Annotated in this window: 3 protein-coding genes; 1 reads left to right on the top strand and 2 read right to left on the bottom strand. The window is 46.3% G+C overall.

What is annotated here, in order from left to right:
• On the bottom strand, positions 1–1,311 hold the full coding sequence (locus BSZ04_RS16260) for a TolC family outer membrane protein (RefSeq protein ID WP_010448078.1): 1,311 nt from the start codon (positions 1,309–1,311) through the stop codon (positions 1–3).
• Positions 1,312–1,713: 402 nt separating this feature from the next.
• Here BSZ04_RS16260 and BSZ04_RS16255 point away from each other — a divergent pair, with 402 nt between their 5' ends.
• A complete protein-coding gene (locus BSZ04_RS16255; RefSeq protein WP_088880844.1) occupies positions 1,714–13,584 on the top strand; it encodes a choice-of-anchor K domain-containing protein in 11,871 nt (3,956 codons plus the stop codon).
• 67 nt (positions 13,585–13,651) lie between these two features.
• Here the strand turns inward: BSZ04_RS16255 and BSZ04_RS16250 are convergent, their stop codons facing one another.
• A complete protein-coding gene (locus BSZ04_RS16250; protein ID WP_231896331.1) occupies positions 13,652–14,236 on the bottom strand; it encodes an OmpA family protein in 585 nt (194 codons plus the stop codon).
• Positions 14,237–14,243: the final 7 nt, after the last annotated feature.

Raw genomic sequence — 14,243 nt, 5'->3', positions numbered from 1 at the left:
TTAATATTCCACCTTCTGCTTCCACTCTTGGGGAGTGTCAATTCTCAATGCATTGAGTAACTGACCAGTAGCATTCATTACTCGGTATTTTGCGTATTGCTCAGCATATTTAGCATCAAGATAACCTTTTCGTGCCTCAAACAGTTCATTCTCGGTATTGAGGACGTCAAGGAGGGTACGTTTTCCTATGCGATATTGTTTTTCATAGGCAATAACAGTTTTAGCTGCAGAATCCACATGGTCTGACAGAAACTCTTTTTGTTGAAGTGTTAGATCTAGAGCGCTCCATGAAAGTCTTAAGCCTTCCTCTACATTCTTATAAGCTCTCTCTCTTAAGTCTTTTGCTTTGTTTAGCTGGTATGCAAAGCTCTCTGCATTTGCACTATCACTGCCACCATTAAACAGGTTATAGCGCATGCGTAGCATAGCACTGGTCTCATTACTGTCACCTTCAATGCCTCCAGCATCATCTCGCCATGTCTGTGAAGCCTCTACAGACACTGTCGGGTAATAGTTACCTTTAGATTGCTTGTACTGGAATTTGGCAGAGTCTACATCTACTTTTGCTATCTTGATGACTGGGTGCTCTTCGAACGCTTTACCTACCGCTTCATCTATTGTGTATGGGATAAAGTTCTGATCTGCTCTTGGAAACACAAGCCCCTGAGGAGATTGACCGACAATTCGCATAAACATGGTATGAGCATCGAACAAGTTGTTTTGTGCTGCAGCAAGGTTGCCATGTGCTTTGGCTAAACGAGCCTCTACTTGTGTTAGGTCTGCGGTAGAGCCGACCCCTGAGTCGACACGCTTCTTGATATCACGATAGATTTTTTTGTGTACAGCAAGATTGTTTTCAGAAAGCGTTAAGATCTCATAGGCTTTTACAGAATCAAGATAAACTTTGGCAACTTGCAATGCCATGTCTTGAGCATCCGCCAACAGTTGATAGCGTAAAGATTCTGCATCTGCTGCCGTTCTATCCATATTATTTAGGGTGGCTGAACCATCCCAAATTAGCTGAGTGAAAGTAATGCTTGCTTCTTTACGTGTTAAGTCAGTTACATCACGGTCAGAGTCGGCGGAGTCTACACGCTCGTAACCTATGCCAGCGTCTAGATCAACACTCGGCAGGTAGGCTCCTGTGGCTGCTTCGTTTATATATTTTTTGCTAACGAATTCGTTAAACGCACCTTTGATATCTGGGTTGGTTTGAAGGCTATTGGCAACAGCCTGCTCTAAAGTTTGCGCACCTGTAGAAAAAGATGCTATCACGCTGAGACTAATCAGCTTGGCTGGAGTCCACTTCACTTCGTTGCTCCTAAGTGATTTATATAGGTAAATGCTCAGATCTGAGTGCTTTTTATTGAGCGTCGTTCGTTGTGTCAATAATTTAACGCACATTGAGTTACATAAGCAACAATACAATTGTTTGAATATTAATAAAATGTTACCGAGAGCTTTTCGGTAAACAAGTTAGTGATAGGATTTGTGTATTGTTTCTATATGTTTCTATAGGTTTCAGCATTTAAAGCGCTCTAAGTTTTGAACTAACATCACGATATTGAAAGAGAAGGCTCATTGGTAAATATGTGACCTATTGAATTAAAATAGTTATTAACTTGCTGTTAATAATACTGCCATTAAGGCAATATATAACTATTAAGCATTACTGGTCAAAAGTTTGACGCAAACAAAAGGTCATATAGTATCATGGATCGTACGTCTTTAGTTTCATATCAAGAGCAAGTGGTTGTAATAGGTTTAGATGGCCACATACGCATACTCTCCGAAGGCTCACAGCCACGTAACGGTGAGATTATCGTAGAGCGAGTTAGTCAAAGTGACTTGAAAGTGGAGCTCGTGAAAGATGAACAAAGTACTGATATCAGCGACGATATTGCTCAAATTATTGAAACTCTAGAATCGGGGCAGGATCCAACCCAACTCAGCGAAGAGTTTGCTACGGCAGCAGGTACTGCCAATGGTTCTAGCTATCAACTAACGGCGACACTTGAAAGAAGTGCATCTGAAATTTTAGCCGCGACAGATTTTCAAACCTCTGGCCTTCAAGATCTTGGTGTGTCACAAACTCAAACACTGTCATTGCTCGAAGCATATCTTAACTTCAACCAAGTTATAAGTTCCGCAAGCGGTAACCCAGATACACTGGCACCGAGTGTTCCAACGGTGGTAATAACTGAAGACAGTAACAACGATGGCTCGCTTGAAAACAATGAAGTGGATGGTTTGGTTGATGTACTGGTTACTTTACCCGCTGATGCAGAAGTGGGCGATACGCTCAGTGTGACTGGTCAGCCAGATCGAGTCATCACACAAAACGATTTAGATAATGGTGTCACGCTACAATACCCGGTTCCGGCAGAAGGTGAGACGCTGACCGTTGTCGCTACGATTACGGATCAGGCTGGTAATACTTCAGAGCCAGGCCAAGATGCGGTAACAGTTCCAACCGTTGAAACACCAGATACGGACGCACCAGACGCGCCAACGGTGGTAATCACTGAAGACAGTAACAACGATGGCTCGCTTGAAAACAATGAAGTGGATGGTTTGGTCGATGTACTGGTTACCTTGCCGGCTAATGCAGAAGTGGGTGATACGCTCAGTGTGACTGGTCAGCCAGATCGAGTTATCACACAAAATGATTTAGATAATGGTGTCGCGCTGCAATACCCGGTTCCGGTAGAAGGTGAAACGCTGACCGTTGTCGCTACGGTTACGGATCAGGCCGGTAATACTTCAGAGCCAGGCGAAGATGCGGTAACAGTTCCAACCGTTGAAGTACCAGATACGGACGCACCAGACGCGCCAACGGTGGTAATCACTGAAGACAGTAACAACGATGGCTCGCTTGAAAACAATGAAGTGGATGGTTTGGTCGATGTGCTGGTTACCTTGCCGGCTAATGCAGAAGTGGGTGATACGCTCAGTGTGACTGGTCAGCCAGATCGAGTTATCACACAAAATGATTTAGATAATGGTGTCGCGCTGCAATACCCGGTTCCGGCAGAAGGTGAAACGCTGACCGTTGTCGCTACGATTACGGATCAGGCTGGTAATACTTCAGAGCCAGGCGAAGATGCGGTAACAGTTCCAACCGTTGAAGTACCAGATACGGACGCACCAGACGCGCCAACGGTGGTAATAACTGAAGACAGTAACAACGATGGCTCGCTTGAAAACAATGAAGTGGATGGCTTGGTCGATGTACTGGTTACCTTGCCGGCTAATGCAGAAGTGGGTGATACGCTCAGTGTGACTGGTCAGCCAGACCGAGTCATTACACAAAACGACTTGGATACTGGTGTTACGCTGCAATACCCGGTTCCGGCAGAGGGTGAAACGCTGACCATTGTCGCTACGATTACGGATCAGGCAGGTAATACTTCAGAGTCAGGCCAAGATGCGGTAACAGTTCCTACCGTTGAAGTACCTGATACGGATGCACCAGACGCGCCAACGGTGGTGATAACTGAAGACAGTAACAACGATGGCTCGCTTGAAAACAATGAAGTGGAAGGTTTGGTTGATGTACTGGTTACTTTACCCGCTGATGCAGAAGTGGGCGATACGCTCAGTGTGACTGGTCAGCCAGACCGAGTTATCACACAAAATGACTTAGATAATGGTGTCACGCTGCAATACCCGGTTCCGGCAGAAGGTGAAACGCTGACCGTTGTCGCTACGGTTACGGATCAGGCCGGTAATACCTCCCCAGAAGCACAAGACAGTGTAACGATACCAGAATATATCGGTGATGTTGTTATTACGACTGTTAGTGCATTAGCTATTGAAGGTGAAAGCAGCGCTTCATTCCAGATCTCGCGTACTCCAAGCCAAGGTGAACCAACAGGCTTAGAAAGCAAGGTGACGTTCAAGTTCGATACCAGCGTGGCAGACTCTGTTGATATCAACGATATCGAATCGGTTACGATTGGTGAGACTACCTACACAGGCGATGCACTTAAGACGTTGTTCAACGAAGGCGTTGAGCTGACCCTCACCGATGCAGAGAGCATCTCAGTCGTAGTGACTCCAAAAGACGATGCGGACATTGAAGGTTTAGAGAGCCTCGTGGGTCAGATTGTAGCGGGCGACGGTGCGTCGGTCCTACCGGGTAATGACAAAGCCAACGCCACCATTAATGATGAAACCACCAACCGCAACGAAGTGGCAGAAGTGTCAATCAAGGCGGTGGACGCTGCTGCAGTGGAAGGTGAAAGCACGGCGTCGTTTGCGATTTCACGCACAGAAGTAAATGGCGATCCAGCAAAGGTCACCTTCAAATTCGATACCAGCGTGGCGGGTTCGGTTGATATCGACGATATCGATTCGGTTAAGATTGGTGAGGAAATCTACGCAGGCGATAGACTTAACGCGTTGTTCAATGAGGGCATCGAGTTGACCCTCACTGGTGCTGAGAGCATTTCCGTGGTGGTCACACCAAAAGACGACACGGAGATTGAAGGTTTAGAGAGCCTCGTGGGTCAGATTGTAGCGGGCGACGGTGCGTCGGTCCTACCGGGTAATGACAAAGCCAACGCCACCATTAATGATGAAACCACCAACCGCAACGAAGTGGCGGAGGTGTCAATCAAGGCGGTGGACGCTGCTGCAGTGGAAGGTGAAAGCACGGCGTCGTTTGCGATTTCACGCACAGAAGTAAATGGCGATCCAGCAAAGGTCACCTTCAAATTCGATACCAGCGTGGCGGGTTCGGTTGATATCGACGATATCGATTCGGTTAAGATTGGTGAGGAAATCTACGCAGGCGATAGACTTAACGCGTTGTTCAATGAGGGCATCGAGTTGACCCTAACTGGTGCTGAGAGCATCAGTGTTGTCGTCACACCAAAAGACGACACGGAGATTGAAGGTTTAGAGAGCTTAGTCGGTCAGATCGTAGCGGGCGACGGTGCGACCATTCCAGATGGTGGTGACAAAGCCAACGCCACCATTAATGATGAAACTACCAACCGCAACGAAGTGGCAGAAGTGTCAATCAAGGCGATGGACGCTGCTGCAGTGGAAGGTGAAAGCACGGCGTCGTTTGCGATTTCACGCACAGAAGTAAATGGCGATCCAGCAAAGGTCACCTTCAAATTCGATACCAGCGTGGCGGGTTCGGTTGATATCGACGATATCGATTCGGTTAAGATTGGTGAGGAAATCTACGCAGGCGATAGACTTAACGCGTTGTTCAATGAGGGCATCGAGTTGACCCTCACTGGTGCTGAGAGCATCAGTGTTGTCGTCACACCAAAAGACGATACCGAGATCGAAGGTTTAGAGAACTTAGTCGGTCAAATCGTAGCGGGCGACGGTGCGACCATTCCAGATGGTGGTGACAAAGCCAACGCCACCATTAATGATGAAACTACCAACCGCAACGAAGTGGCAGAAGTGTCAATCAAGGCGATGGACGCTGCTGCAGTGGAAGGTGAAAGCACGGCGTCGTTTGCGATTTCACGCACAGAAGTAAATGGCGATCCAGCAAAGGTCACCTTCAAATTCGATACCAGCGTGGCGGGTTCGGTTGATATCGACGATATCGATTCGGTTAAGATTGGTGAGGAAATCTACGCAGGCGATAGACTTAACGCGTTGTTCAATGAGGGCATCGAGTTGACCCTCACTGGTGCTGAGAGCATCAGTGTTGTCGTCACACCAAAAGACGATACCGAGATCGAAGGTTTAGAGAACTTAGTCGGTCAAATCGTAGCGGGCGACGGTGCGACCATTCCAGATGGTGGTGACAAAGCCAACGCCACCATTAATGATGAAACCACCAACCGCAACGAAGTGGCGGAGGTGTCAATCAAGGCGGTGGACGCTGCTGCAGTGGAAGGTGAAAGCACGGCGTCGTTTGCGATTTCACGCACAGAAGTAAATGGCGATCCAGCAAAGGTCACCTTCAAATTCGATACCAGCGTGGCGGGTTCGGTTGATATCGACGATATCGATTCGGTTAAGATTGGTGAGGAAATCTACGCAGGCGATAGACTTAACGCGTTGTTCAATGAGGGCATCGAGTTGACCCTCACTGGTGCTGAGAGCATCAGTGTTGTCGTCACACCAAAAGACGACACGGAGATTGAAGGTTTAGAGAGCTTAGTCGGTCAGATTGTAGCGGGCGACGGTGCGTCGGTCCTACCGGGTAATGACAAAGCCAACGCCACCATTAATGATGAAACCACCAACCGCAACGAAGTGGCGGAGGTGTCAATCAAGGCGGTGGACGCTGCTGCAGTGGAAGGTGAAAGCACGGCGTCGTTTGCGATTTCACGCACAGAAGTAAATGGCGATCCAGCAAAGGTCACCTTCAAATTCGATACCAGCGTGGCGGGTTCGGTTGATATCGACGATATCGATTCGGTTAAGATTGGTGAGGAAATCTACGCAGGCGATAGACTTAACGCGTTGTTCAATGAGGGCATCGAGTTGACCCTAACTGGTGCTGAGAGCATCAGTGTTGTCGTCACACCAAAAGACGACACGGAGATTGAAGGTTTAGAGAGCTTAGTCGGTCAGATCGTAGCGGGCGACGGTGCGACCATTCCAGATGGTGGTGACAAAGCCAACGCCACCATTAATGATGAAACTACCAACCGCAACGAAGTGGCAGAAGTGTCAATCAAGGCGATGGACGCTGCTGCAGTGGAAGGTGAAAGCACGGCGTCGTTTGCGATTTCACGCACAGAAGTAAATGGCGATCCAGCAAAGGTCACCTTCAAATTCGATACCAGCGTGGCGGGTTCGGTTGATATCGACGATATCGATTCGGTTAAGATTGGTGAGGAAATCTACGCAGGCGATAGACTTAACGCGTTGTTCAATGAGGGCATCGAGTTGACCCTAACTGGTGCTGAGAGCATCAGTGTTGTCGTCACACCAAAAGACGATACCGAGATTGAAGGTTTAGAGAACTTAGTCGGTCAAATCGTAGCGGGCGACGGTGCGACCATTCCAGATGGTGGTGACAAAGCCAACGCCACCATTAATGATGAAACTACCAACCGCAACGAAGTGGCAGAAGTGTCAATCAAGGCGATGGACGCTGCTGCAGTGGAAGGTGAAAGCACGGCGTCGTTTGCGATTTCACGCACAGAAGTAAATGGCGATCCAGCAAAGGTCACCTTCAAATTCGATACCAGCGTGGCGGGTTCGGTTGATATCGACGATATCGATTCGGTTAAGATTGGTGAGGAAATCTACGCAGGCGATAGACTTAACGCGTTGTTCAATGAGGGCATCGAGTTGACCCTAACTGGTGCTGAGAGCATCAGTGTTGTCGTCACACCAAAAGACGACACGGAGATTGAAGGTTTAGAGAGCTTAGTCGGTCAGATTGTGGCGGGCGACGGTGCGTCGGTCCTACCGGGTAATGACAAAGCCAACGCCACCATTAATGATGAAACCACCAACCGCAACGAAGTGGCGGAGGTGTCAATCAAGGCGGTGGACGCTGCTGCAGTGGAAGGTGAAAGCACGGCGTCGTTTGCGATTTCACGCACAGAAGTAAATGGCGATCCAGCAAAGGTCACCTTCAAATTCGATACCAGCGTGGCGGGTTCGGTTGATATCGACGATATCGATTCGGTTAAGATTGGTGAGGAAATCTACGCAGGCGATAGACTTAACGCGTTGTTCAATGAGGGCATCGAGTTGACCCTCACTGGTGCTGAGAGCATCAGTGTTGTCGTCACACCAAAAGACGACACGGAGATTGAAGGTTTAGAGAGCTTAGTCGGTCAGATTGTGGCGGGCGACGGTGCGTCGGTCCTACCGGGTAATGACAAAGCCAACGCCACCATTAATGATGAAACCACCAACCGCAACGAAGTGGCGGAGGTGTCAATCAAGGCGGTGGACGCTGCTGCAGTGGAAGGTGAAAGCACGGCGTCGTTTGCGATTTCACGCACAGAAGTAAATGGCGATCCAGCAAAGGTCACCTTCAAATTCGATACCAGCGTGGCGGGTTCGGTTGATATCGACGATATCGATTCGGTTAAGATTGGTGAGGAAATCTACGCAGGCGATAGACTTAACGCGTTGTTCAATGAGGGCATCGAGTTGACCCTAACTGGTGCTGAGAGCATCAGTGTTGTCGTCACACCAAAAGACGACACGGAGATTGAAGGTTTAGAGAGCTTAGTCGGTCAGATTGTGGCGGGCGACGGTGCGTCGGTCCTACCGGGTAATGACAAAGCCAACGCCACCATTAATGATGAAACCACCAACCGCAACGAAGTGGCGGAGGTGTCAATCAAGGCGGTGGACGCTGCTGCAGTGGAAGGTGAAAGCACGGCGTCGTTTGCGATTTCACGCACAGAAGTAAATGGCGATCCAGCAAAGGTCACCTTCAAATTCGATACCAGCGTGGCGGGTTCGGTTGATATCGACGATATCGATTCGGTTAAGATTGGTGAGGAAATCTACGCAGGCGATAGACTTAACGCGTTGTTCAATGAGGGCATCGAGTTGACCCTCACTGGTGCAGAGAGCATCTCCGTGGTGGTCACACCAAAAGACGACACGGAGATTGAAGGTTTAGAGAGCCTCGTGGGTCAGATTGTGGCTGGCGAAGGCGCGACCATTCCAGATGGTGGTGATAAAGCGAACGCGACAATCGATGATGGTGGTCATCCACCACAATCCGAGTCATTTACTGAAACTATCAGCACAACAGGCAAAACGAAGGTTGTGTTCAACACAAACTTCGATAATGTAGAAAATGATGATGATCATATTTCAGATAAAGAAGATGACCTATCTGAAACGCCTCTAAATATTGTCGTTACAGAGCTTCCTGATGACGGAAAGCTATTCCTAAAAGTCAGTGATACTGAGTTTGTAGAAATCAAATCAACGGATCTGCATATTGTGGATGACGTGACGGGTGAAATTCTTCAACAAGGTACGCCTTACAACCCAGACAGCATTTATTATGAGCCAGATTCTGACAACATAGGGTTCTTGCTTGGAACAAAAGATTCTTTTTACCAAGAGTTTAACTCTAGTCAGACTGAATTTTACAACTGGGGCGAGTCATCGGATGGTAACGCTAGCAGCGTAAGAACGATGACATTGAGTAATGGTAGCATTATTACGATCAGTACAGACGATGGCTTGCTTACACAGTATCGCGGTGACCCAGATGCAAACCATGTTGGTTACGGTATTGGTGTTGGTGGTAACAGCGGAATCAACTCTGGAGAGGTCATAAAGATTGATTTTGGTAACACACCAGTAGATGCCTTAAATATCGGACTAGATGGATTGGGTGGCAAGTTCGACCATGGTTCTAATGACAGCTACGCAGTATTCGTTGTCAAGTATGATGATGGTTCATCCAAAAGGATTACATATACTAAACCTGAGGGCGAAGATGGGAATACAGGTTTGTTCCAAGAACTTGTATTTGATTCACCAGAAGGAAAACTGATTGCCTCAGTTGATATCACCACAGAAGGTGATGGTAACTGGGAGTTGAAATATATCGAGGCAGAGCCTCAAGAAGACACATTTGACTATAAGGTTGTTGATTCTTCAGGAAACTACAGTAACGAGTCACAAGTAACTTTAGATAAAGATGGTCTAGAGGGGAATTTACCACCAAAACCATTAATAGCTACTATTGACGCACAATCAAGTAGTATCGAGGAAGGGGCGAATTTAGTCTTCGACATTTCATTAGATTCTACTACAGCTACGCAGTACAAATATCCTGTAAAATTTGGTTTTGGGTCGACTACAACGGACAACCAAGATATAGATTTTGCAAGTGCCATCTTTAGTGACGGCGTAACCTATGACGCTATAACTAATTCATTGATTGTACCTAAAGGTGTTGATTCGTTTAGTATCACTATTCCTACTATAGATGATCTCCAAACCGAGTCGCCTGAGCACTACGAGATCCAAATTGGTGATCACAGTGCGGGAATAGACATAACGGACAACGAAACACTGACTCATTTCAAGTCTGTGGAAGGCCAAGAGTTAGAGCTTGTTGGTTTACCGAGTGGTTTTACTTTCCCAGATGGTGTGACATCTATTAACACCGAACTTGGTGGAGTTGTAGAATTACAAGATGGCAAGATTATATATCAGCCACCTCAACGTGATCATTCTGACGAAATCAGTGACCAAGATAGTTTCCATGTAGACGTGAATGGTACTAGGCATACCATCCAAGTCGACATTGCAGATTCTGCTCCTGTTGCAAGAGACGACTCACATACACTTGATGTCGTGCTCGACTCGTTTAGTGTCGGCGGCATCGAAGCTGCGTGGAGTTCGGTAGTAGGTGGTACAAACACCTCCGTTTTCGATAGTAATGACAATGATAGCGCCAATGACCAGCTTCGTTGGGGTATTACCGATGACAATGACCCTCAATCAGGTTACGGATTTATTGACAATGACTTGGGGCTGAATGGTGAACTTCCGTTAAATGAAGACGTTATTCTGGGGACTTTTACTCACTTTAATAACCCGATCAGCTCTGGAACGGCGATTACAGGAGCAACGTTATCTGTAAGTTTTGAGTTGGTTGATACTTATGGAAACCGTCAACTAGTAGAACTGGACATCGAGTTTGGCCATAACGAGACACCAAATGACGACGGCACCGGTGACGATATAGTGACAATTACAAGTACAACTGCGACATTTAACTTTGATGGTAAGGAATATTCTGTAGAAGTTGTTGGCTTCAAGGACGTCAACGGTAATGTTGTTACCTCAATAAATACTTCTGAGAACCAGGACACATCGTACGATCTTGCCATTAAACTTGTCCCAGATAACAATTACTCTGAGCCTTCTTTATCCGGTAATGTTTATGAAGATAACGGTTTTGGCCCAGATGAGATCGCGCAAGATGATGTTTCCGTTGTGTCTGTTAGAAGCAGTACTGGCACTGTAGGTGCAATTGGCCTAGCTCTACAAGGCCAATATGGTCAATTAACGTTGAACGAAAACGGTACTTATGAGTATGTAATCAACACTTCACATAATGCGATTCCAGAAGATGCGGTCGAGTCGTTCACTTATACACTAGAAGATACTGATGGCTCACAATCTGAAGCAACAATTAGTATTGACTTTAATCTGATTAATGCTTCAGAAATTAGGGCGTTAGACGATGCTGTCAAGACGACTGAGGGACAGGACATATCGGGTAACCTTTTAGATAATGATGGGGATACTATTCAGTCTGTATCTGAGTTCTCAATTGCTGGCTCTAATACAGTGCACTCGATTGGAAGCCGAGTCGCTATTGAAGGGGGATTCATTACAGTCCAAGCCAATGGTCAATTTTTGTTTGAGGCTGCGGATAATTGGAATGGTAATGTACCTGCCATTACGTACGTGACAGATACTGGTGCATCAGCAAGACTGAATATTGAAGTCGAAGCGGTCGACTCTCCGACAGTTACTGATAAAGATTCTTCAAAAGCTAATGAGCATCATACTGTGACTGGCAACGTGTTATCGAACGACGAGGATATAGATTCTACGTTGTTAGTCGATACCTACTCGATTGAAGGGGTAGACGGCTCGTTTGACGCTGGCACACAGTACACATTCGGCAATCAAGGGGCTTTCGTTCTCAATGAAAACGGTAGCTATTCATTTACGCCTACTGAGCATTGGAGTGGGGATGTTCCAACAATCACTTACACGACCAACACTGGCGCGTCAAATACCTTAGATGTTGAGATCGTAGCTGTAGCGGATACGCCTAATTTAGAAGTAATTTCTAGCAAAACTATTGCGGCCATTGATTTTGAAGATGTTAGTGTCCGCGGTACTGTGGCCAACGTCGATATTGATAAAGTTTCTGGAAGTGGAACCGTTGGCGTCTGGGAGACGAGCAATAGTGGCGGTAAAGTCGAAGTAGGTACTGAAGGAACTTATCGAGATGGTGATTCCACTAATAAGGTATTGGAGCTTGAAGGCCGGAATGGTGATAAAGATCTGTTTACTGACATTACCTGTCGAGGTGGTGCCCAATATACATTGGACTTTGAAGCGGCCATTCGCAGTGGTGACTACCATGCATCAGATATGGTTGTTAAGTTATACAAGCTTGACGCTTCTGGTAGCCCTATTTTAAGTTCTGAAGTTACAGTCTTTGATTTCAATCAACATGATTCTAGCTACCAAACTCTCGAAAATATCGAACTTCCAATTGAGGGTTCTGGCAATTATCGAGTGATGTTTGAAGCCAAGGCCTCTGATAGTCTAGGCGTCATCATTGATGATATTGTAATTAAAGAGACTCTAAATTCAGGTGAGGAAGGAGCCTTCATCGCATTAAGTGAAATTAGCGCTTCCTTAGTAGATGCTGACAACTCTGAACGATTAACTATCCAACTTGATGAGGTGCCGATTGGAACGGTATTACGTGATGGTGCAGACAATGAGATAACCGTAGAATCAGTTCCTGTCGATATTACTGGCTGGGACTTAACTTCACTTGAAGCTAAGTTTAGTCAGTCTGGACAGTTTAATTTGAATGTATCCGCCATAGCGACGGAAGTGAGCAACAATCATTCAGCAGAAACTAGCATTCAGATACCAGTTTCGGTAACGCAGCAGGTCGTTCACCTCGGTGGCGGCGGCAATGATACCTTTGAACTTACTCAGCCAATTAATAACTCGGCGAACTTTACTTACTCACTAGGTGGTCATGGTGCGATAGGAGCTCAAGGCCCGTTCCAGCAAAAAGTTGAATTGACCGACAACATCAGGGTTAGCAGCGGTGACAGTAATGACCGAATAGACTTTGGTATAGGTAAAGGAGACTACGTTATCGATACGGGTAGTTCTCTTCCAAATGAAAATGGTACTACTCCAGATCGAAGCTTTTTCGAAAACGCAGACTTTATGAGTACAACGCAGACGATTCATGATTCTTATGGAGCCCTGCTACAGAGTGTAGAAAGTGAAGTTCAACCTGTGACTGATACGGTAAATCTGGGATCTGGTGATGATGTTGTCACTAGCCAAGGTGGTAACTTAGCCGCTTATGGTGGAGATGGTAACGATACTATCTGGGGTTCAGACAATGGCTCTGATGGTATTCGTGGCGGTAATGATGATGATACTCTGTATGGCAGAGGTGGTGATGATTACTTATTAGGCGAGGCCGGTGAAGATACCATTTCGGGTGGTAGCGGTAATGATATCTTAGTTGGTGGTCTAGGAAACGATATTCTAATTGGTGATGATGGTGCAGATATTTTTGCGTGGGTAGATGTTGAAAATGGCGCTGTTGACCGTATTAAAGATTTCACTGTCGATGAGGATATTCTTGATTTGTCCGAAGTCCTGGAAGGTGTCAACTTCAACGATATCTCCGAGTTGTTGGATACGATTCCTGATGACAATCTGGAAGGTGTAATTTCGATTGAGGATTCACAAACAGGCGCGGCGTTAACGATTAATCAAGAAGGTAAGTCCATGTCTATCGAGTTCGATGGCATGAATGCTGCAGATTTAACCAGTTACTTATTTGAGCAAGGTGGTCTTAAAGATAGCGATTACTAATACTTGCTGGTAACAGAACCAATCAAAGGGGCTAATGGCAAGCCCCTTTGTTGATCTGGTGGTATTTTTAGTTTTTAGGAAGTGCGGTAAAAATAGTCCATTCTTTTTTCACTTCTCCTTTGTAACCAACGACGGTGGCTGTAACCCGTCTGTTTAGAGCATGACTCACCTCATCGGTACCGAAAGAAGCCAATTTTGTTTCTCCGAAACCCACAATCCTTAAGCGGTTAGGTGAAATACCATTTTTAATAAGTTCCTGGCGCACATTTTCAGCTCTTCTTTTCGACAAATCTAAATTGTATTCGTCAGTACCTGTGATGCTTGTATAGCCTTGAAGCTCTATTGATGTGCTAGGGTACTCTTTCAGGAAGGCTGACAGATCACGAATTTGTTTTGAAAAGATAGGGTTTATGACGTCAGAGTCGTTGGCAAACAGCACACGAATTTGCATTTTTTGAGATGATTTTGCGTATTCCCCACACCCATCATTATCCAATTCAGAGCCCTCAGGCGTTCCTGGACACAGATCTCTGTGGTTAATAACACCGTCCCTATCATCATCCATGTGATCAGCTGATTGCTCCGCAATAGGCGTCGGCATGTAATCATACTCATCTCCAGTTCCATCACTAGAACTACAGCCGAAGAACATAAGTGCT

This window comes from Vibrio rotiferianus (genome assembly GCF_002214395.1).
In the GTDB taxonomy this organism is placed as follows: domain Bacteria; phylum Pseudomonadota; class Gammaproteobacteria; order Enterobacterales; family Vibrionaceae; genus Vibrio; species Vibrio rotiferianus.
This window is presented reverse-complemented; position numbering and strand designations above follow the sequence as displayed.